This is a genomic window from Bifidobacterium tibiigranuli (genome assembly GCF_009371885.1).
GTDB classification, from domain to species: Bacteria; Actinomycetota; Actinomycetes; order Actinomycetales; family Bifidobacteriaceae; genus Bifidobacterium; species Bifidobacterium tibiigranuli.
On the sequence record NZ_QLZA01000003.1, the window covers coordinates 105034 to 126704 of the forward strand.

The 21671-nt window shown below is 59.5% G+C and carries 20 protein-coding genes, 1 tRNA gene, 1 pseudogene and 1 riboswitch; of the genes and pseudogenes, 10 read left to right on the top strand and 12 right to left on the bottom strand.

Translation table 11 applies throughout. The annotated features are described in order from the left end of the window. Window positions 1-2 precede the first annotated feature (2 nt). From DDF78_RS03325 to atpB, 6 genes are all read right to left on the bottom strand, one after another. Window positions 3-962 carry a F0F1 ATP synthase subunit gamma gene (locus tag DDF78_RS03325; protein WP_152580372.1) on the bottom strand — a complete coding sequence of 320 codons (960 nt, stop codon included), beginning with the start codon at window positions 960-962 and terminating at the stop codon, window positions 3-5. Window positions 963-965: 3 nt separating this feature from the next. Further along, entirely contained in the window at window positions 966-2597 is a 1632-nt protein-coding gene (atpA, locus tag DDF78_RS03330) for a F0F1 ATP synthase subunit alpha (RefSeq protein WP_152580373.1), read from the bottom strand. Between the two features lie 43 nt (window positions 2598-2640). Beyond that, window positions 2641-3468, bottom strand: coding sequence for a F0F1 ATP synthase subunit delta (locus DDF78_RS03335; protein ID WP_152580374.1), 828 nt, complete (start codon window positions 3466-3468; stop codon window positions 2641-2643). Window positions 3469-3486: 18 nt separating this feature from the next. Further along, entirely contained in the window at window positions 3487-4011 is a 525-nt protein-coding gene (locus tag DDF78_RS03340; RefSeq protein ID WP_152580375.1) for a F0F1 ATP synthase subunit B, read from the bottom strand. Window positions 4012-4073: 62 nt separating this feature from the next. Then, window positions 4074-4304 (bottom strand): ATP synthase F0 subunit C, encoded by a 231-nt coding sequence (gene atpE / locus DDF78_RS03345; RefSeq protein ID WP_152580376.1) that lies wholly within the window; start codon window positions 4302-4304, stop codon window positions 4074-4076. A 79-nt stretch (window positions 4305-4383) separates the two neighbouring features. Next, window positions 4384-5187, bottom strand: coding sequence for a F0F1 ATP synthase subunit A (atpB, locus tag DDF78_RS03350; RefSeq protein WP_152580377.1), 804 nt, complete (start codon window positions 5185-5187; stop codon window positions 4384-4386). Between the two features lie 933 nt (window positions 5188-6120). Continuing rightward, window positions 6121-6192, top strand: a riboswitch (Fluoride riboswitch). A 60-nt stretch (window positions 6193-6252) separates the two neighbouring features. Between atpB and eno the strand changes: the two are divergent. Further along, a pseudogene (eno, locus tag DDF78_RS03355) lies at window positions 6253-7547 on the top strand (phosphopyruvate hydratase). A 317-nt stretch (window positions 7548-7864) separates the two neighbouring features. Here eno and DDF78_RS03360 read toward each other — a convergent pair. After that, complete coding sequence (locus DDF78_RS03360) at window positions 7865-8914, bottom strand: homoserine O-succinyltransferase (protein ID WP_152580378.1); 1050 nt, start codon at window positions 8912-8914, stop codon at window positions 7865-7867. A gap of 227 nt (window positions 8915-9141) precedes the next feature. On the opposite strand from DDF78_RS03360, the gene DDF78_RS03365 reads away from it, so the two are divergent. The 5 genes from DDF78_RS03365 to DDF78_RS12185 all read left to right on the top strand — a co-directional run bounded on the left by DDF78_RS03365 (window position 9142) and on the right by DDF78_RS12185 (window position 14338). Continuing rightward, window positions 9142-9218, top strand: a tRNA-Met gene (locus DDF78_RS03365). Between the two features lie 213 nt (window positions 9219-9431). Then, window positions 9432-11084: an efflux RND transporter periplasmic adaptor subunit gene (locus DDF78_RS03370; RefSeq protein WP_152580379.1), complete on the top strand. Its 1653-nt coding sequence runs from the start codon at window positions 9432-9434 to the stop codon at window positions 11082-11084. Window positions 11085-11088: 4 nt separating this feature from the next. After that, window positions 11089-12207: an ABC transporter ATP-binding protein gene (locus tag DDF78_RS03375; protein WP_237564528.1), complete on the top strand. Its 1119-nt coding sequence runs from the start codon at window positions 11089-11091 to the stop codon at window positions 12205-12207. Next, the gene (locus tag DDF78_RS03380) at window positions 12207-13433 is read left to right on the top strand and encodes an ABC transporter permease (RefSeq protein ID WP_152580380.1); all 1227 of its coding nucleotides are present in this window, start codon (window positions 12207-12209) and stop codon (window positions 13431-13433) included. The genes DDF78_RS03375 and DDF78_RS03380 overlap by 1 nt, the downstream gene beginning before the upstream one ends. A gap of 110 nt (window positions 13434-13543) precedes the next feature. Next, window positions 13544-14338 carry a preprotein translocase subunit YajC gene (locus DDF78_RS12185; RefSeq protein ID WP_152580381.1) on the top strand — a complete coding sequence of 265 codons (795 nt, stop codon included), beginning with the start codon at window positions 13544-13546 and terminating at the stop codon, window positions 14336-14338. A gap of 639 nt (window positions 14339-14977) precedes the next feature. Here DDF78_RS12185 and DDF78_RS03390 read toward each other — a convergent pair. From DDF78_RS03390 to DDF78_RS03405, 4 genes are all read right to left on the bottom strand, one after another. Further along, window positions 14978-15295 carry a DMT family transporter gene (locus tag DDF78_RS03390; protein ID WP_152580382.1) on the bottom strand — a complete coding sequence of 106 codons (318 nt, stop codon included), beginning with the start codon at window positions 15293-15295 and terminating at the stop codon, window positions 14978-14980. Beyond that, window positions 15292-15765: a MarR family winged helix-turn-helix transcriptional regulator gene (locus DDF78_RS03395; protein ID WP_152580383.1), complete on the bottom strand. Its 474-nt coding sequence runs from the start codon at window positions 15763-15765 to the stop codon at window positions 15292-15294. Before DDF78_RS03395 ends, DDF78_RS03390 begins: the two co-directional genes overlap by 4 nt. A gap of 102 nt (window positions 15766-15867) precedes the next feature. Beyond that, window positions 15868-16224, bottom strand: coding sequence for a transcriptional regulator (locus DDF78_RS03400; protein WP_237564529.1), 357 nt, complete (start codon window positions 16222-16224; stop codon window positions 15868-15870). Continuing rightward, window positions 16184-16660 (bottom strand): hypothetical protein, encoded by a 477-nt coding sequence (locus tag DDF78_RS03405; protein WP_152580384.1) that lies wholly within the window; start codon window positions 16658-16660, stop codon window positions 16184-16186. The genes DDF78_RS03400 and DDF78_RS03405 overlap by 41 nt, the downstream gene beginning before the upstream one ends. A gap of 196 nt (window positions 16661-16856) precedes the next feature. On the opposite strand from DDF78_RS03405, the gene DDF78_RS11920 reads away from it, so the two are divergent. Further along, window positions 16857-17099, top strand: a complete 243-nt coding sequence (locus DDF78_RS11920; protein WP_202613187.1) for a hypothetical protein — start codon at window positions 16857-16859, stop codon at window positions 17097-17099. Then, complete coding sequence (locus tag DDF78_RS11925; protein WP_202613188.1) at window positions 17096-17488, top strand: DNA alkylation repair protein; 393 nt, start codon at window positions 17096-17098, stop codon at window positions 17486-17488. The genes DDF78_RS11920 and DDF78_RS11925 overlap by 4 nt, the downstream gene beginning before the upstream one ends. A 924-nt stretch (window positions 17489-18412) precedes the next feature. Here the strand turns inward: DDF78_RS11925 and DDF78_RS03415 are convergent. Continuing rightward, a complete protein-coding gene (locus DDF78_RS03415; RefSeq protein ID WP_152580385.1) occupies window positions 18413-19435 on the bottom strand; it encodes a zinc-binding alcohol dehydrogenase family protein in 1023 nt (340 codons plus the stop codon). A gap of 78 nt (window positions 19436-19513) precedes the next feature. Between DDF78_RS03415 and DDF78_RS03420 the strand changes: the two genes are divergently transcribed. Further along, window positions 19514-19921, top strand: a complete 408-nt coding sequence (locus DDF78_RS03420) for a winged helix-turn-helix transcriptional regulator (protein ID WP_152580386.1) — start codon at window positions 19514-19516, stop codon at window positions 19919-19921. A gap of 331 nt (window positions 19922-20252) precedes the next feature. Then, window positions 20253-21644, top strand: coding sequence for an MFS transporter (locus DDF78_RS03425; protein ID WP_162000674.1), 1392 nt, complete (start codon window positions 20253-20255; stop codon window positions 21642-21644). Window positions 21645-21671: the final 27 nt, after the last annotated feature.

Here is a 21671-nt window from a genome sequence, read left to right on the forward strand (position 1 = left end):
TCCTACTCTTCCTCTTTGTTCAGCGCGTCGGCGCTGCCGATGATTTCGGTAAGTTCTTGGGTGATGGCCGCTTGGCGGGAAGCGTTGAGCTCGCGGGTCAGGCTGTCGATCAGATTGTTGGCGTTATCCGTGGCCGTATGCATGGCGTTCTGCCTGCTTGCGGTCTCGGAAGCCGCTGCGGTGAGCAGGCATTCGTGGATGCGCGACTGGATGTACTTGGGCAGAATCGCATCCAGCACCTCGTCGACGCTCGGCTCGAAGGAGTAGAGCGGCGAGACTTCGCTGGCCGGATCGTCCGCATCGTCAGGTTCAGCCAGCTCGGCCATCGTGATGCCGTCGGAGGTATCCACAGCCGGGCGAATCAGCTCCACAGGAAGCATGCGCAGCACGCGGACCTTCTGGACCACCATGTTCACGAATTCCGTGAAGACGACATAGAGCTCACTGACTCCATGCTCGTCTTCGGGCTTCATATAGGCGTCCATCAGCGCGGACGAGATGGACTCGGCCACTTCTACGCCCGGGTGATCGCTGTCGCCATCCCAAGTGCCGGCCACATCGCGGTTGCGGTACTTGTAGTAGGAGACGCCACGACGTCCGTAGACGTAGAGCTGCGGATCCTTGCCTTCGCTGTCGAGATGCGCAAGCAGTCCTTCGGTTTCACGAATGATCGAGGAGGTGTAAGCGCCGGCCATGCCGCGATCGGCGGTCAGCGCGAGAACGGCGACGCGAGCGTGACCGTCCCCGCGATCATGCGTCTTCATGATCGGATGGTCGATATGGGTATGCGCAGCCAGCGCCTGCACCGCATCGAAAATCGCGTCCGTGTACGGCTTGGCATTCAGGGCCACGTTACGCGCCTTCGCGATATGCGAGGACGCGATCATCTCCTGGGCGTTGAAGATCTTGCCGAGCGACGTGGTGGAGTTGATTCTTGATTTCAGTGCAAGTTGGGAGGCCATTGCTTACTTCTTCTCTCCCGCGATGAACTGCTCCTGCTCCACCTCGGTCGGCTTGACAGCATCCGGCTTCTTCTCGACGAGCGGCTTGCCGGCCTTCGTCACGTAAGTCGTGCGGAACTTGTCAATGGCCGCATCCAGCGCCTTCTCCGTCTCAGCGGTGAAGTCCTCGGTCTCACGGATGGTCTTTAGGATATCCGTGTTGTGGTCGAGGTAGTCGAGCATGCCCTTTTCGAAGGGCAGCACATCTTCGATGTCGAGATCGTCGAGCTTGCCGTGCGTGCCGACCCAAACCGACACGACCTCGTTCTCCATGGGGAAGGGCGAGAACTGCGGCTGCTTGAGCAGTTCGGTCAGGCGCGCGCCACGAGTCAGCTGGGCCTTGGAGGCCGCATCCAAGTCGGAGGCGAACATGGCGAAGGACTCAAGCGAGCGGTACTGCGCCAGCGAGATTTTCAGCGTGCCGGAGACCTTCTTCAAGGCCTTGGTCTGCGCGGCGCCGCCGACTCGGGACACCGAGATGCCCACATCGACAGCCGGGCGCTGATTGGCGTTGAACAGATCGGACTGCAGGAAGATCTGGCCGTCAGTGATCGAGATCACGTTGGTCGGAATGTAGGCGGACACATCGTTCGCCTTCGTTTCGATGATCGGCAGACCGGTCATCGAACCCCCGCCCAGATCGTCGGAGAGCTTGGCGCAGCGCTCGAGCAGACGGGAATGCAGGTAGAACACGTCGCCAGGGTACGCCTCGCGCCCCGGCGGGCGACGCAGCAGCAGCGAGATCGAGCGATACGCCTCTGCCTCTTTGGACAGGTCGTCGAAGACGATGAGCACATGCTTGCCGTGGTACATCCAGTGCTGGCCGATGGCCGAGCCGGTGTACGGGGCGATGTACTTGAAGCCTGCGGAATCGGAAGCCGGGCTGGCCACGATCGTCGTGTACTCCATCGCGCCGGATTCCTCAAGGCTCTGACGCACCGAAGCGATGGTCGAGCCCTTCTGGCCGATGGCGACGTAGATGCAGCGCACCTGCTTCTTCGGGTCGCCGGTCTTCCAGTTGTCCTTCTGGTTGATGATCGTATCGATCGCGATGGCCGTCTTGCCGGTCTGGCGATCGCCGATGATGAGCTGGCGCTGTCCGCGACCGACCGGGGTCATCGCGTCGATGGCCTTCAGGCCCGTCGACAGCGGTTCCTCGACCGGGTGGCGGTGCATCACATCCGGGGCCTGCGCCTCAAGGATGCGTCGTCCTTCGCTCGCGATTTCGCCCAGGCCGTCGATGGGGTTGCCCAGCGGGTCGACCGTGCGGCCCAAGTAGCCGTCGCCGACCGGCACGGAAAGCACTTCGCCGGTGCGGCGCACTTCCTGGCCTTCCTCGATGCCGGCGAAGTCGCCGAGAATCACCACGCCGATTTCCCTGGCGTCGAGGTTCATCGCCAGACCGAGCGTGCCGTCCTCGAAGGTCAGCAGCTCGTTCGCCATGCAACCAGGCAGTCCTGCCACGTGCGCAATGCCGTCGCCAGCCGTGGCCACGTAGCCCACCTCTTGGGTGGGGGTGTCCGACGGCGTGTACGACTCGACGAAATCGTCGAGCGCCTTGCGTACCGCGGCGGGATCGATGGTAAGTTCTGCCATGATCACTCCTTATTGATGTTGTGTTGACTGGTAAGTCTCATTGTCAGACGCCGACTTTCACGGTGTCCTGCAGGTGCCGCAGCTGAGCAAGCACCGTATTGTCGGTGACTTCCTCGCCCACCTGGATGCGCATGCCGCCAATCACGGAGGCATCGACCACGGCGTTGACATGCACCGGGCGGCCCAGCTTGGCCGAATAGACATCGACCAGCTTCGCAATCTGCTCGTCGCTCAAATGCGTCGCCGTCGTGACCGTGACCAGCGATTGACCCATATGCCGGGAGAATTTGCCGATAAGCCATTGGATGGTGGACAGATAGCGACGTTTGCGCAGGTTGGCGGTCGCGTGCTCCGCAAGACGCAGCGTGACTATGTTGAAGCCGCTGCCGTCCAGGATGTCATGCAGCAGCTTGACCCGGGCATCGGAATTCGCGCGCTCATCCTGCAGGCGAGCACGCACCACAGGCAGATCGATCAGGGCCGAGTGCAGCTCGGCGAGCTCGATGGAAACCTGTGCGGTGCTGTCGGTGTGGTCCGCGTAGTACATCATCGCGTCCACGCCGAAGTCCTCGACTGCATTCGCGATATCCGCCGACCGGCTCCACGGGCGCTTGACGAGATCCGCGAGGATCGTCATCGTGAACTCATGGGCCTGATCGCCGAATATGCCGCGCAGCAAGGCCATCTTGTCCTCGTTGGAGCGCGAAGCCTCGGTGAGCGCATGCTCAAGCGCCGCGTTGCCGTCGAGCAGGGCGGTGATAGAGAACAGCTCGTTGCCGATGCGCCACGTATCCTCGCCGATGCCGCTGAACTGCGCCGCGAACGAATCGCGGGATTTGCGATCCGCTAGGCGTGAAGCTTCACCACGCATGCCTCACCTCGTTTCCGCTCACCGATCGTCACCCGACAGGTCGTCGATCATCTGGTCAAGCATGGTCGATTGCACCGAGTTGTCGGCGAGCTTGGAGCCGAGGATCTTGCCTGCAAGCGCGGTCGCCAATGTGCCGACCTCGCCCCTGAGCTTGACCATCGCCTGCTGCTGCTGCGTCTGCAAGGAACGCTGGGCATTGGCCGTAATCTGCGCGGCCTCGCCTTCAGCCTTCGTGCGGGCGTCGCCGATGATGTGCGAAGCCTCGGACCGCGCATCGTCACGAATCTTCGACGCCTCGACGCGTGCAGTATTCAGCTGCTCCTCGTACTTGCGCTTGGCTTCGTCGGCTTCCTTCTGGGTCTTCTCGGCATTGGCGATGCCGCCTTCGATCTTCTTGGCGCGTTCGTCAAAGACCGATTGGAATTTCGGCAGGAAGAACTTGTAGAAGAACACTGCGATGATGACCAGCACGATAGCCGACCACACCAGATCATATGTCTCAGGCAAAAACAGTTGAATGCCTCCGGCAGCTTCAGTACGCATACCTGCCTCCTTTCGTGTCACTCATGTCGGCACACAGCCGATCCGTTACCGATCAGCTGCGCTTACTTCATGATGAAGAAGGCGATGAAGCCCAGGAGCGCAAGAATCTCGATAAGGCCGAAGCCGAGCCACATCAGGGTCTGGATACGACCGCCGAGCTCAGGCTGGCGAGCTGTAGACTCGATGGCCTTGCCGAAGACGATGCCGATGCCGATGCCGGGGCCGATAGCCGCGAGGCCGTAGCCGATGGTGCTGAGATTGCCGGAAACCTCGGCGAGTGTGATGAGATCCATGGTTGTGTTTCCTTTCTTATGGTTCTCGACTAAGTCACATTGTGGAAAACTGTTACAGCTGGTTATTGCCGGATGAAACTCATTCCGGATAGCTGAGATTGATGTACACCGCGCTCAGCGTGGCGAAGATGAACGCCTGGATGGCGGCCACGAAGGCCTCGAACAGCGTCATGACGAAGCCGGCCACGAAGGTGACCGCGCCAAGCCCGATGAACGCCTTGTTCGCGGCGTCGATGAGGAAGAACTGCGTGGCGGCGAAGCACAGCGCCACAAGGATATGCCCGGAGATCATGTTCGCGAAGAGTCGAATGGTCAGCGAGAATGGCCGGATCAGCACGATGTCGAGCAGCTGCATCGGCACCAGGATGATGTAGATGGGCCACGGGACGCCGGCCGGAAGCAGCTCGTCCTTGAGGAACTTGCCCAGGCCCTTGCCCTTCACCGCCGCAACCCAATACTGGGCGAACGCCCACAGCGCGAACAGCAGCGGCATGGTGATGGTCGCCGTCGCCGCGATGTTCAGACCCGGGATGATGCCGCACAGATTGAACACGAAGATGGTCATGAACAGCGTCGTGATCATCGGCACATACTGCTTGCCGCGCAGCTCGCCCATGACCTGATAGACAATGTTGTCTCGGATGAACTCGATAAGCCATTCGATGGCGCCTTGCCAGCGCCCGGGAATGAGCTTGGCCCGCGCCGCCGTGATGCCCAGCATCAGCAGCAGCACGACCGTCGCGATAAGACGGACGATGATAATGCGGTTCAACGCGAAAGGAGTCCCTTGGAACAGGATCTCGGGAGGCATGAACTCGTCGACGCTCGGCACCTGGAAGGAGCCGGCCGCGAGTGATATCCCTACCCCGCTCACACCAATCATCCATTCCTCCTAACCTGCTGTTTACAACAGCTTTCAGTCTAGACCTCATTGCCGAAACGATGTAACGTCCCGGTTACCTGCGTCATGGTCATATCCTAGCTACAGCGCAAGCCATTTCATTGCCCGCTCATTGCCTGCGGGCGCATGCGTAGCCGTAACCACGGTGTGGCCGATATCAGGCAATCATACGACGTGAATGGGCAAGTTTCCCGCAGCCCTTGCGGGGCAAGCGGCGCACGGCGTTTCTGCGCAGGCGACGCTTGGGTGTCGTTCGAGAGTGCGCCGGGTGTTGACTGGGCGCACACATGGCGTGTATGGGCGTGTCTGAGAGCGTATAAGCGTGTCTGAGCGTGTAAAAGAAACGATGGATTGCCAAAGATGACCACATAGTGGTCACTTCGCACCCTGCGCGGGTCGCATAGTGGTCATTGCGTCATCGGCACGTTGTCGCGCGCCTGATTCGTGCCCCATGTTCTATGTTCTATGCTTCGCATCCATCGTCTCGCGCTCCACGCCCCAATCCTGAGAGTCCTAGTACGTTTGTCACGCAAACCGGTCACTTTGCGTGACAAACGTACTAGGAGCATGCGTTTCTAGTAGCAACGTCACGCAAACAAGTCTCGTTGCGTGACGAATGTACTAGGAGTCACGCCGACTGCTCGATTCCCGTCAGTATTACTCCCGCCACAAGAACCCCTGCCAAGATGACGACGATAAGAAGCGGGGAGATCGTGGCAAACCCCAGCTGAATCCGGCCGCCGTCCAACCTGCGGCGAGCGTGCCGTCAATCGATACAGCAGCTGTCCGAACGCCCTCGAATTCATTTCCGTTTGCAGCTGAAGTCAAGTCGGAACGAGCTTTTCCAACAGCGACGAATGCACTCTCGCCTCGCATGCGACTTGCACCTACCGGTGAATGCGTGTATCGTGACACTCGTTATGAGGGTATGAAGTTACCCTAGGCGTCGTGCCTGAACCGCTGAGCGCTGACGACTTCTGCAGGGTTGCAGAAGCGCGTGTGCTTGCACCTCCCCGCCCTGAAATGGAACGACAGGAAGTGTGTGCCATGAGCAACATAACCAATATCCATGCGCGCGAAATACTCGATTCGCGCGGCAATCCGACGATTGAAGTCGAACTGCTGCTGGCTGACGGCTCCTTCGGCCTCGGCTCCATACCCTCTGGCGCGTCGACCGGCGAGAACGAGGCCGTGGAGAAGCGTGACGGCGACCCGAAGCGCTACGGCGGCCTAGGCAAACTCGATGTCGTCAAAAGCGTCAATACCGAAATCGCCGAGGCGGTCATCGGCTTGGACGCTGCCGACCAGCGGCTCATCGACCGCACGCTCATCAGGCTTGACGGGACTGGCAACAAGTCGCGCCTCGGTGCCAACGCCATCCTCGGGGTCTCCCTTGCAGCGCTACGCGCTTCCGCCCAGTCGGCCAAACTGCCGTTATACCGTTATTTCGGCGGCACGAACGGGCATATCATCCCGGTCACCTGCATGAACGTCCTCAACGGCGGCGTGCATGCAGCTTCATCGAACGTCGACATCCAGGAGTTCATGTTCGCCCCCGTGGGCTTCGACAGCTATCATGAGGCGCTGCGGGCCAACGCGGAGTCCTACCATGCGCTCAAGCAGGTCCTCAAAGACAAGGGTTTGGGCACCGCGCTGGGCGACGAAGGCGGCTTCGCGCCGAATCTGCCTTCGAACAAAGCAGCCTTCGACCTGCTGATGGAGGCCATCGAAAAGGCCGGCTACAAGCCGGGCACGCAGATTGCGCTGCTCTTCGACTCGGCGGCTTCCGAATTCTATGACAAGGCGAAGGGCGTCTACCGTTTCGACGGCGAGGAAAGAAGCGCCGACGACATGGCGGTCTACTACGAGTCCTTGCTGGCCGAGTACCCGATCGCTTCCATCGAAGACCCGTTCGACGAGAACGCCTGGGGCGATTTCGCCAAGCTCACCGCAAAGCTCGGCGAGAAGGTGCAAATCATGGGCGACGATATCTTCGTCACCAACCCGATCTTCCTCAAGCGCGCGATCGCAGAGAAGACGGCTGATTCCATCCTCATCAAGCTCAACCAGATCGGCACCGTCACGGAGACCCTGGAGTGCATCGCGCTGGCGAACCGCAACGACTTCACGACTCAGGTGTCGCACCGCTCCGGCGAAACCCCGATGATACGATCGCTGATCTCTCGGTTGGCATGAACACCATGCAGATCAAATCCGGCGCTCCGGCGCGCGGCGAGCGCATCGCCAAGTACAACCAGTTCCTGCGCATCGAAGGGCGTCTGGGCAGCGATGCGGAATATGCGGGGATCTCGGCATTCCCGCAGTACGCGGCGCGTATCTAGCGCCCCACAGACTTCGGCCGGGGAGCCTTTTTCTTCCCTCTTCTCGAACAGGACTCTTCGACCGAACATTGTGGTTTCCGATTGCATCCCGGAAGCCACGTTAGACCGCCAGCTTCGGATTCAGGGCTGGCGGTCTTTTTCATTCCTTTCGCGCGTTTGCCGTCATTATTTTCGTATCGCGCACCGCCCAATCCTGAGAGTCCTAGTAGCAATGTCACGCAAACCGGTCACTTTGCGTGACGAATGTACTAGGAGCATGCGTTTCTAGTAGCAACGTCACGCAAACAAGCCTCGTTGCGTGACGAATGTACTAGGAGTCACGCCGACTCGGGAATTGTGCCGCCCATGCCGTACCTGCGCCCCTCGAACGGTGCGAACCCGTCCGCGCGCGGGCTGCCCGGGGCATGGCGAATCGAGCGCTCGGTGCCCAGGCGCTTCTCCGCCCGCAACTGCGGGACCTCGCGCAGATCGTACGGCGTGGTCTGATAGACCCAGTTGAGCCAGTTGCGCCACAGCAGGTTCGCGTGCGCGCGCCACGAGAACGGCGGCTCCACGTTCGGGTTGTCGTCGGGGAAGTAGTTGCGCGGGAAGGGCACGTTCGTCATGCCCTTGTCCATATCGCGCTTGTATTCCTCGGCGAGGGTGTACTTGCCATACTCCCAGTGGCCCAGCGCGAAGACCTCGGAGAAGTCGCGCGTCGCAATCAGCCCCGGCCCGGACTGCGGACCCCAGGTCAGCACCTGCAAGTCGGGATTGGCCGCCACATCGGCCTCGTTGACCCCGGCGAGGCGCGAATGCGGCTGCAGGGCGATCTCGTCGAAGCCATTGGTCAGGAAGCAATACTCGTCCTGCAGATACTGCGGGAAGACGCCGAAGATCTTCTCGTCCAGCAGCTCCTTGTGCACCCCGTAGCGATAGTTGAGCGCGCCCATCGCACCCCAGCACAGGTACATCGTCGAGAACACGTGGCGCGAGGCCCAGTCGACGATCTCCTTGAACTCCGGCCAGTAGTCGACCTGCTCGAAGTCGAGATGCTCGACCGGCGCGCCGGTGATAACCAGCCCGTCATAGTAGTTGTCGGCGAACTCGTCAGGGTTCTCGTAGAACTTCACCAGATGGTCGGAACTGACATGCGTGCCCTCATGCGTCGAGGTTTTCATGAAGTCGACATCCACCTGCAGCGGGGACTTGGAGATCAGCCGCAGCAGCTGGGTCTCCGTCTCGATCTTCTTGGGCATGAGGTTAAGGATCACAAGCCGCAGCGGACGCACGCGTTGTTGTTCGGCCTCGGGCTTCTCCAGCGCGAAGATGCGCTCGGAATCGAGGATGTCACGAGCGGGCAGGCCGCTTGGGATCTTGATAGGCATATACCTATTATCGCGGGGCCACGGATAAGCGACGGTCGGCGCACTGAATACCGTTCGTGTCGCCGTGTCAATTCGACGTTTTCACTGCCCCCAGCCCTTGTGCACAAAGGGATTAGGACACTTGCGAGGCGCTCTTACCAGTCGTTCGCTGGGCGCTGAAACTCGCCGACGGTTTGACTTTTAGGATTCCGCACCTATTGTATATAGAGCTGCTTGAAGGCAGCCGACGCGGGATGGAGCAGCTCGGTAGCTCGCTGGGCTCATAACCCAGAGGTCTCAGGTTCAAATCCTGATCCCGCTACCATTAAAGGCTAGGAACCACAAGGTTCCTAGCCTTTTCGCGTTCTCGGCCGGCACGGGGCAGGCATCGAGTCAGGACAAAATTTGGACAATAATAATGGGCATACCTGCTGCCTTTCTCAGAAATCAGCCCTTCTCATGGAAAGTTCAGCAGTTTCCCATTGCTTTTTGTCACGAATGGGAGCTTTCATTCGTTGTTAAGGCGGATAACTAAATCGTGGCAAGAAACGATGCCGCGAAAGCTAGTGCCGGCGCGGAAGCCAAAACCGGGGCAAGCGGTCAGATCGCGGCGAAAAAACACAATTGGCTCAATATCATTCTTATCGCCGTGATCGCTGTTATCGTGATTGGTCTGCTGGCGTGGCTGGTCGTGATTCCGGCAGTGAATTCGCGTTCGAAATCGTCAATCGGCACGCAGCGCACGGCGAGCGTCGAACGTGGCTCGGTGACGGCTACGGTGTCGGCGCAGGGCAATGTCACGGCGCAGACGGTCGACAATCTGGCATTCGTCAACTCCGGCATCATCAGCGGACTCTCGGCCAAGGTCGGCGACACCGTCAAAGCAGGGCAAACGCTGGCGACGCAGACCTCGACCACCGCCACGACGGCGCTCGATTCGGCAAAAGCCGCAGTAAATCAGGCCAACTACCAGATATCGTCAGCCAACGCCTCATTGACGTCAGCCAGCAACTCCTTGTCACAGGCGCAGGCGAATCAGGCCGCCGGCTGCCCGACGACGACAACGACCGTCAACAGCACCGGCAGCTCGGGTTCCAACGGCAGCGGCTCCACCAGCGCAGCCCGCGCAAGCAGCGGTTCGAGTGCTGATTCCAGTTCCTCCGCGTCGAACTGCTCAGCCTCGACACTGGCCTCACAGGTGGCTTCCGCCCAAGCGCAGGTCTATTCGGCCCAGTCGCAGGTGGCCTCCGCCCAAGCCTCACTGACGACCGACCAATCGAATCTGTCAACAGCCCAGTCGGATGCCGACAATACGGCGATCGTCTCGCCCATCGATGGCATGGTGACAGCCGTCAACTATGCAGTAGGGCAAAACGTCACCGGCTCGACCAACGCGGTCAGCTCCGGATCCTCGTCGGTTTCGGGTTCGGGATCATCTTCGGGCTCAGGCTCGGGCAATGGCTCCGGTTCTGCGTCGGCTTCGGGTTCCGGCGGCAGTAGCAGCGGCGGATCCGGCTCTGCTACGGCGAGCAGTTCTGGCTCGTCGTCATCCTCTTCGAGCTCCACCAGCTCCGGCAGCACGGTCATCACCGTGCAATCTAACAAAAATTTGGAAATCATCGGCAACTTCGCCGAGGCGGATGCCGCCAATATCAAGGCCGGCCAAGCGGCCACGGTCACCTTCCCAGCCATCAGCGGGCAGACCGGAACCGGCAGCGTCGCAGCCATCTCGCCGACCGCCACGACTTCCAATTCCGTGACGACATATCCTGTCACCATAACCTTGAGCGATTATCCGACCACGCTGAAGCTCGGCCAGACCGCCACCGCATCCATCACGACCAAATCGGCTTCCAATGTCCTCTATCTGCCCAGCAATGCGGTGATCATCGGCTCGGACACCTCGTCCGGCACAGTGCAACTCATCGGCTCCGACGGCAAGGCAACGACCCAGACGGTCGGAGTCGGTGTGCAGGGCGATTCGACGGTGGAAATCACCTCAGGCCTGAAATCCGGTGACAAGGTGCTGATTTCGACTGACACGGCGACTGGCGCGACCTCGGGCACCACAAGCGGCTACGGCAGCCGCAGCGGCTTGGGCAGCGGCGGCTACGGTGGCTTGGGCGGCAGCATGGGAGGCCTAGGCGGCGGCTCGATGGGCCGTAGCTCAGGCTTGGGAAGCCGGGGCTGAGCTGATGCGCAATGCAAATGACAGCTCCGCCGATGCTCCGGTTGACAACGCGTCCACCGGCAACGTATCCACCGACGATGTGCTCGCCGGCGTTTCTGCGAGAATGCCTGGCGCATCCGAACAGCTTGATGCGAACGGCCAGTTGAGCGGCTCGCCGCGCGACTGGTCGGAAACCGAAGTGCTGCCGCCTGTCCAGTCGACGGCTCGGATGCCAGTGCAGGCAGCAATGCCGACAGTTCAGCTGGCCGGAGCCGCAGCTTCAACGAATGGCGGCCCGCAGACCCCCGTCATCGAGATTCACGATCTGCGTCGCACCTACGGCGAAGGCGAGTCGGTGGTGCAGGCCCTCGCCGGGGTCGATCTGCGCATGATGCCGGGCGAATTCCTCGCCATCATGGGTGCCTCGGGTTCGGGCAAGTCGACCATGATGAACATTCTCGGACTGCTGGACGAGCCGGATGGCGGCAGCTACTACCTAGACGGCGACGACGTCTCGCATTTGCGCGGCCGCGATCTGGCGCTGATACGCAACCGCAAGATCGGCTTCGTCTTTCAGTCCTTCAACCTCATATCGACCATGACGGCCCTGGCCAACGTCGAGCTGCCCATGGCCTATGCCGGAGTCGCCCGCCGCGAGCGCCAGGAGCGGGCCGAACTGGCGCTTTCGATGGTCGGTCTGGCCGAGCGGGCCAAGCACTTCCCTTCGCAGCTTTCCGGCGGTCAGCAGCAGCGGGTGGCCGTGGCCAGGTCGCTGGTCAACGCGCCGGCTCTGATTCTGGCCGACGAGCCGACCGGCAATCTCGATTCCAAAGCCACCTCGGACGTTCTTGATGTATTCGCCGAAATCAACGCCCAAGGCCGCACGGTGGTGCTCATCACGCATGAGGATGACGTGGCCGCGCGCGCCAACAGGGTCGTCACTATGAAAGACGGCCGGCTTATCGCCGATAGTGCTGTTGCGACGACTGCGGCAATGACAACGCCATATGCAGCGGTCGATTCGCCGCTGGCTGCGACTTTGCAGAGCTACGCAGACCCGAATTTGGCCGCTTTGGCAGGCGGGGATGGCGGGGCGATTGCGGGCAGCAACGCAGGCGACCTCGCGCAAACGGAGGTGATCTGATGGGCTTGGGCGAGATCTTCTCCTCGGCGTTCCGTTCGATCGCCTCGAACCTGACCCGCGCGGCGCTGACCTTGCTGGGTGTCCTCATCGGCGTTGGTTCGGTCATTCTGCTGGTCGGCGTCGGCTCCGGAGCCTCGGCCTCGGTGACCTCCCGCATCGAAGGGCTGGGCACCAATATCATTACCGTGTCGAGCGGCATGAGCCGATACGGGAATGCCGGCGGAGGCTCTGGCTCAGGATCAACCAGCGCGCAGAGCCTGACTATGGCCTCCGCGAACGCCTTGCAGAAGTCGGATGCCGCGCCTGATGTGGCGCAGGTCGTGCCGCAGGTTTCGACCTCGACTACGGTGGCCTACGGCTCGCAGTCCACTTCGACGCAGGTACTCGGCGTGACCCCGAACTACTTCACGGTGACCGACACCAAGCTGGCCCAGGGCACGGCCTTCCAGACCATCGACAATACGCTGGCCCGCAATACGGCCGTCATCGGCGCCGACTTGGCGCAGACCCTGTTCGGCTCCGGCGATAACGCGGTCGGCAAGACCATAACCGTCGATTCCACGCCGTTCACCGTCTACGGCGTCATGGCCGAAAAGGACACGACCGGCGGCTCCTCGGTCAACGAGGATGTCATCGTGCCCATCGCCCGGGCCCAGCGTTCGCTGACCGGCTATGGCAATCTCTCCTCGCTCACCCTGCAAGCCAAATCGACGCAGGCCGTGAACAATGCGGCGGCCGAGGCGACCGATATCATCGCCGGCCAGATGGGCATCCAGCCGGCCAACGCGACCTTCACCGTGACCACCCAGTCCGAACTGCTCTCGACCACCTCGTCGGTGACCTCGTCACTGACCACCATGCTGGCGGCGATTGCGGCCATATCGCTTGTCGTCGGCGGCATCGGCGTGACCAACATCATGCTCGTGACGGTTTCGGAGCGCACCCGGGAAATCGGCATCCGCAAGGCGCTCGGAGCGCCCCGATGGGTGATCTCCCTGCAGTTCGTCATCGAGGCGACGATTCTGTCGACCGTCGGTGGGCTTCTAGGCGTTGGCACAGCTTTCGCCTTGTCGTCCATGACCATTGCAGGCATCAAACCCGTCATCACGCTCGGCTCGGTGGTGCTGGCCTTCGGCGTCAGCGTGGCCATCGGCATCATCTTCGGCGGCTACCCGGCCATCCGAGCCTCGTCGCTGAAACCGGTCGAGGCGCTGCGGCATGAGTAGCGCGGCGTAGGAGCAGGACCGTAAAGGGACGACGTCAACGACGCCGCATAGGCCGGCCAACACAGCATGTACCAACATAATTATCATCTACCAAGAAAGCAAACAAGATCATGACCAATCCGAATCCGCAGCCTCAGAGCGGCAACAACATCCAGCCGAATCAAGGTAAGCCCCAGTATCAGCAACCACAACAGAGTTTGCCGCAGCAGCCGCAGCCTCAACCCCAGCAAGGCCAAGCCCGAGGGCCATATATCCAGCAGCCCAATCAGCCCCAGCCTAATCAGCCTCAGCCGCAGCCCATCCAGTCGCAGCCGAGACCGGCTTACAATCCCAACACGGCGCGAATTCTTTCCACGCCGCCCAGCTCCGCCGCTTCGGTTGCTGTCGCACGCGAAAACGGCCCCAAGATCAACACGGTGACCTGGATACTGATTGTCGTCGTCGCAGCGCTGATATTCGGCGCCGGCGGCTTCTTCCTCGGCCGGAGCACGGCACCGGCCTCCCCCGCGTCATCGTACAGCCGCTACGGCATGAGAAACCGGAACGGCGGCACCGGTTCAGGCTCAGGCAGCGGCGGCATGATGGGCGGCTTCGGTGCGCGCGGCACGGTGACAAAGGTCGACGGCGACACCATCACCATCAAGGAGGCAGACGGCACGACGGTAACCGTTCAAGGTTCCTCCTCGACGCCGGTCACGGTGACCTCGAAGGGCAAGATCAGCGACCTCAAGTCCGGCGACACCGTGACCGTCATCGGGCAGAACGACAACGGCACCATCAGCTCGCCCCAATCCATCATGGAAGGCCAGATCGGCCTCGGCGGCATGCGCGGCAGCTTCAGCGGCGGCAATGGTGGCAGTGCCAGCAACGGCAACGGCTCGAATTCCGGTTCCAGCAACAACTGACGCAGACGAACAGGCATAAATAAGAGGCGCATGGAAATCTATTAAGCAGATTTCCATGCGCAAGTGCCCGAACAGGGCTTCATGGAGCTTCGACGCATAGTTCGGATTGGCGGAATTCCAATGATTGCACGATTGCGCACCCGCCGCATACTTCATGCATGTGCTTAATAGACGAAAAAAGTGCTTAATAAGCGTCTGCAACGCGATTTGCCCGATCTGCCCGATCTGCCCGCTCGGGTAAGCGTCCACATAAGCCACCGGCAAACAACATCATCGGTTACCCATCAATTAAGCACTTTTTTCGTCTATTAAGCACTTCTCAAAGTAGCCAACAAATTTGGCCGCTGCATTTTGGCGGAATTCCAAGGTTCCTGCCAGCTAACATATGAGTGTTTTCTCGTGCCTGACCATCTCGTTCACTCAAATCTGCTTAATAGATGTTCAAGCAGCAGCCAAATGTGTCTTAACCAAACTGAAATGGCATCAATTACGGGTCTACAGGTCTCCGCTCCCCCACAGGCACGATTCCCGCAACATTTCAAATTCGATGACACCGGCTGATGCATGCCGCAATACCAATACCCGTTCCTACTTTGCCCAACGTTGTCGCGCAGCCCGATTCGTCCACGACTGCACCGCTCAGCTGACGCGCGTGAAGTTCAATCCGATGGTACCAACCAAAATCAGCGCGATGAAGATGATTTTCATGCAATCCAGCCGCTCATGAAACGCAAGCACGCCGATGACCTCGATGGCGGTGATGCCCAGCCCTGACCAGATGGCGTAGGCCACGCCGATGTCGATGCGCTTCAATGCCAGCGAGAGGAACACCAGACTCAGCCCGTACGCGGACAGCATCACGGCCGTGTTGACGCTGAGCAGGTGCTGCGAGCCTTTCAACGTCGTGGTTCCGAGCACTTCGCAACCAATTGCGAGCAAGAGGTAGAGCCAGCTCATTGGGTCTGCTCTGCGATTTGGTTGATAGCATGTCCCTCGATTTGTCCGGTGATATGCTCGGCGACCATGCCGAGCAGGCATTCCGCATCGGCGCGCTGCGCATCCGTAAGCTGGCCGAGAACGCTATCCGCAAGCTCGCCATACATCGCATTGTCCCCCTGAATCAGCTGCGCGCCCTTGTCGGTGAGCCGCAGGAGGACGACGCGCCGATCCGTTTGCGAGCGGGATGTCGAAACCAGCCCAGCCTTTTTGAGTCGTTCGACCATCACCGTGACGGAAGGTTTCGTCAGGTGCAGCGCGGCTGCTACATCGCCCATCTTCGATTCGCCCATCTGGCTGATGACGGTCAGATAGTAGTAGTCGTTCACGCTGAAACGCCGCCGCTCCTCATCTGAAAACAAGCGGTTGATATGGTCGATCGACTGCTTCCAGAAATAGTTCGCGATGGTCGCGATGCTGTCTTCAATCACACTTACGGTTTATCACATCTAATTAGATTTGTCTAACTAAATTATTTTCTGATCTCGCAATACACACGCCGCTAGAAATTCGCAGACGCCCCTTCCCCGCAATCACTTGCCCTCGGCTATGTTGCGGAGCATGTTCATGTGCCCGTCAAAGGCTCGGCGGCCTTGCTTGGTGAGCGATATCCATGACACCTGATGGTTGCTGTTCTCACTTTTGACTTTGCTTGCGGTTACGTACTGCCGATCGGCGAGCGCCTTGACGTGTTTGGAGCAGACAGCGTCGCTGACGCCGAGCGTGTCTCTGAGCGTGCTGAATTTCAGCGCAGTCGTCTGAGCCAGCAGACCGCAGATGCGCATTCTGGTGGGTTCATGGATAAGCTCATCGAATTTGGCTGGAACTTTCGTCGTATCGGCCATCGGCTCACTCGCCTGCTTCGATGGCACGGCGTTGCTCGCGGCCATACAGCACAAGCAACGCCGCAGCTAGCATTTCGAACAGCAGAGCGATGCCGCAGAAGACCGCCCAATGCAGCGACGTGAACAGCGCGACAGCTACGCCTCCCAGGAGCCCCACAAGTAAACTTACGCTGCTGAGCACGTAGAGGACGCCAGCTTTTCTGGTTCTGGGATGGACTATGCCTACGCCCGAACGAATCGAATACCAGATGGATATGCCGATAAAAATGATACATACCGTCATCATCGGTATAAGCAGGGCAAGATTGTTCTCTCGAATCATGAAACCCGACATCACCGCAAAGGCGAACATCACGAACCCGCTCAGCAAGGCGTACCAGGTAGACACGGTTGCCTTGCCGCTGAGGGCCCGCCGGTCGACAGCGAGAGAGTCGAGGAGCTCTTTGGCCTGCGTTGCAGACGGCTCATTGCTGTTATCCATGATGAGTTCCTTTACTGCCGTGCCTCGCAAGGGAGTTCGAGACTTTTACTTTCCGATAAGGAAAGCATAATACTTTCCGTTGGGGAAAGTCAAGTAGGAGGTCACAGCGCACTGCGGCACATCTACAATTGAGGCAATAAGCGGTTTGAGAGCTATCGATAAGGCATAGCGCACAGTCGGACTCGGAGACACCATAATGAACGATTACACGGATTTCCCCGCTCTCCTCGAAGAGAGATATTCCGAAAAAATCAGCTTCACGCTGATACGGGACGACGCCGAGGAATTTTACGAGTCTCATCCGCTGGAAGAATGCTATGCCATGGGATTGGCGCTTTACGAATCCGGCAATTATCAAGTTCAAGAGGCGGCGTGTATATGTTGGGATATTGCGCAGCCGAGAACGACGATGCGCTGCTCTTCCTCAGAGACACAGTGAGCCAGCATGATAATTGGCGAATCCAAGAGGTGCTGGCAAAGGCATTCGACAGCTACTGCCGGCTGACCGGCTACGAACAGGCGCTGCCGGTTATCGAAAACTGGCTCGATAGCGATTGCGCGAACACGCGCAGGGCCGTTTCGGAAGGGTTGAGAATATGGACGAGCCGCCCATATTTCAAGGAGAATCCGCAAGTAGCCATACGCTTACTATCCGCCCACAAGGAAGACAGCAGCTTGTATATGCGCAAATCCGTCGGGAACGCGTTACGGGATATCAGCAAAAAGCATCCAGAGCTCATCGCAGGGGAACTCAGGCAATGGGAGCTATCCTCAAGCGAGATCAGGCAGGTGCATACATTGGCAGGCAAGTTCACCAACAATCGATAACACGCTTCGGGCAGTCGTTGCGAATATTCTTAGGTGATGCAGACGCTGTGAAAATCGGCAAAATACGCGCCTTCTCTGCATCACACACCCCTAGCTCTCGACAGAATCGGCAAGGTCAGTGGAGCCGATGCGGTTGCGCATGGCGGCAAGCATGAGGCCGATGGCGATGCACAGCACACAGACGATGGCAGCGAACGTCACGAAGGCGGCTGCACTAGCAGCGGCAGCAGCTCGAATTCCGGTTCCCGCAACTGATGCAGGCGAACAAGTACACACTAGAGACGCGTAGACAATTCATTAGGTTGATTTCCATGTGCAGCTGTCTGAGTGGGCGACCACGAAGCTTCATCGCGCATTTAGGATCGGCGAAATATCAACGATTACGAGACAGCATGCACGTCACACATGCGTCGCATACTTTCGTGTCTGCCTAATGAACGAAAAAAGCACCTAATGAATGGCTGTAGCGCTACGGTCGGATGGCACAGGTTCCATACGCTCCCACGGCACATCAGCATCGTCGTTTACTCATTCATTAGGTGTTTTTTCGTTCATTAGGCACTTCGTCAAGTAGCCGATGAATTCAGCACACGGCATTTTGGCGAAATTCCAACGTTTCTGGGAGCTACCGTGTGAGTGTTTTCTCACGTAAGACCGCCCTATTCACTCAAATCAACCTAATGAATTTCAAACAGCAGCTAAGAGCGACCCGGGCGAACAGTCAGATGGACTGCGCCATGAACCACATACATGCCAGAGCGCAATAAGGTATACAAAACCAGAACGCTTACGCTTACTGGCATTCGATGTCAAACCGCCGCACATCAGCAAGATGCGCTCCTGCAGGCACAGCGTGCTGTACATGACATTGTCTGTAACCCGAGCCGCAACCCGAAGTCCGGCGCCCAGCTGCACGCAGCCCTACTACTTCCAACCTGCCACAACGACCTTGCCGACGGTGCGCCCGGACTCTACCAATTCGTGAGCCTGCCGCAGCGTAGCCGCATTAATCGGCGTGATCGTCCGTGTGACGGTCGTGCGCAGCCGGCCTTCGTCGACCAGATCGGCAACGCGGTCGAGCAGCTCATGCTGAGCAATCATATCCGGCGTCTGCTGAACCGGCCTCGTGAACATAAGCTCCCAATGCCATGTAATGCTCTTGGCCTTCAGCGGCTCGACATCGCGCGGGCCGTCATCAATGGCGGCAATCTGGCCGAATGGACGAACAATCTCCGCATACAGCGGCAGCTGATGCTCGGAATGTGCAGTAAACAGCCAGTCCACTCCTTGCGGGGCGATATTCAAAACCTGCGCAGTAAGGTCGCCGCGATGGTTCACTGTGTATTCCGCCCCTAACTCTCGGATATATTCGGCGCGTTCTGGCGTGGACGCAGTGGCAATCACCGACACCTTCGGCAGCAAGGCCTCGGCCAGCTGCACCATCACCGAACCCACGCCGCCCGTAGCCCCGACCACGAGTAAGGTGCCGCGACTCTCGGACGTAAGCCCGAATCGATCGAACAGCACCTCCCAAGCGGTAATCGAAGTCAGCGGAAGCGCGGCGGCATCCGCGAATGAGAGCGAAGCGGGCTTGCGCCCGACGATGCGCTCATCGACCAGGTGCAGGCGCTGATTCGTTCCCGTCCGGTCAATCGTTCCCGCATAGAAGACTTCGTCACCTGGCTTGAATAGGGTGACCGCACTACCGACCGACTTGACGACGCCCGCCGCGTCAAACCCGAGCACACGAAATCCGCTGGGAAAATCTTTCGCAGACGCTTGCGCACGCAGTTTCACATCCGCTGGGTTCACGGATACGGCCTTGATCTCGACCAGCAGGTCATGTGCGCGAGGGGAAGGTAACTCTATCTCACGCTCGACAAGACTCGACGGATTGGTGATGGGCAGGTTTGCTTCATAGCCTATAGCTGTTGTTGTTATATTCATGCGAGCACCGTATCAAACAGTAGCCAGTTACCGTCAAGGATATATGGTTTCTTTAGGAAACTTGATATACTTTAGGTTATGTCTCAGAGTCCTGTAGCTTCTGCTTCTTCTGCCGTTTCTGCCGTTTCTGTTGTTTCTGCTGCCGCACCAGCCGATGCGTGCGCCCGCAACAATGTCTACGCCGCGATGTGCCCATGCCGCGACATGCTCGATCTTCTCGCCAACAAATGGAGCGCGCTGGCCATCGGCGCACTTGAAGCTGGTCCGCTGCGATTCGGCCAGCTTCGTCGGCTTCTCGAAGGCATCAGCCCGAAAGTGCTTTCTCATACCCTCAAGCGCTTGGAAGCAGAGGACCTTATCACGCGCACCGTGTATGCCGAAGTGCCAGCACGAGTCGAATACGCGCTCACCGACCTCGGCACAAGCGCTTCGATCCCGCTCAAGCAGTTACGCGACTGGGTCGAAGCCAGTGTTGGCGTGGCGTGACGCACGCTGTGACATCCTACATGTCTAGTACTCCCGTTTTTACCGTGTTTTGTGATTGTTTTTTGCTATGCCGGTAGAGACACCTGATACTTTCGGCAGTTAATGGCTGCCTCCTTGAGCCCATATTCCTTAAACTTATGGCAGACATGTCTCTTGACTATTCCATGTATTGAATCGGGCAGCAGCGCAGCATACAGGCACACGCTATACTGCTAGGGTCAGCAGGGAATTCTTGCGCAAACAGCTAGCTAGCCACAGTTGCAGTTCATTGGGCTGTGACGGGAACTCCTTAACTTACGCTTACGACGGTTCACGCAGGATGAATGAAACAGTGACACAGCACGAAGAGGAGGCACGGCCTGGGATGGCGCACGATATGGAGCAGAACGCGAAGTCGGATCAGACGGATTTTTTGCGGCACTTGTTCGTGCCGGTGTATATGCCCGCGATTCTCTTCGCGACCGGTGAGGGCGCGCTGATTCCAGTGGTGCCGCTGACCGCGACGGCGCTGGGGGCGAATGTCGCCACGGCGGGCATCATATCCGGCCTGCTCATGATCGGCGTGGTGATAGGCGACATGCCCGCAGGCATCATCGTCGCGCGCTGGGGCGAGACCTTCGCCATGCGATTGTCCGCAATCGTGGCAATCGTGTCAGCGGTCATCTGCTGGAGGGCCCCGAACCTCGCCATGCTGGCCGTCGGAGTGCTGATGATCGGCATCGCTTCGGCCGCCTTCAACCTCGCACGCCACACCTTCCTCACCGTATGGACCCCGCTGTGGTACCGCGCCCGCGCCATGTCGCTGCTCGGCGGCACCACCAGGGTCGGGTACTTCGTCGGCCCGTTCCTCGCCTCCCCCGTCATCGCGTTCGCCGGCTCGCGCAGCGTGTACTGGCTGCATGTGGTCGCATGCATAACCGTGCTGATCGTGCTGTGGGTGATACCCGATCCCGAGCAGATGCTCTCCAAGAACAAGGCCGCCGCTGAATCGCATAATAAAAACACGCTTTCTGCAGCAACCGCCTCACCTGCGCCTGCGGTATCGCAATCTCCTTCCGTTGACACCAGTACGAAGACCGGCACAAACACCGACGCCAGCAACGGGGCCGATGACGACGCGGCACAGCAGCCGACCCGCCATCGTCTGCCGATCGTCACCTACTTCCCAGTGCTGATACGCATGGGCACCGCCGCCGGGATACTGCAGGCCATGCGCGCCTCCCGCCAGGTGATTCTGCCGCTGTGGGGCGTGCAACTCAACGTCTCAGAATCGCATATCGCGCTCATCATGGGCATCGCCGGGGCCGTGGACCTTTCGCTCTTCTACACTTCCGGGCAGATCATGGACCGTTTCGGCCGCCGCTGGGCCGCCGTGCCGGTGCTGGTCGGCATCAGCATCAGCCATCTGCTGCTCCCCTTCGCACTAGGCGAATGGTCGTACATCGTCGTCGCGATTCTCTTCTCGATGGCGAATGGTCTGGGCAGCGGCATCGTCATGACGCTGGGCTCCGATCTCGCCGCCCGATACGCGCCTGACGATATGCCCGGTTTCCTCAGCGGCTGGCGTGTGTTCTCGGATTCCGGCTCAGCATTCGGTCCGCTCGCCATTTCAGCGATGACGGCAGTATCGAGTCTGGCCGGCGCAGCCGTGCTAATGGGCTGCTGCGGCCTAGTCGGCGCGTTCATGATGCAGCGCTACATTCCACGACTGGTTGGCAAGTAGGCTGCCGGGACACTGAGCCACTGACTG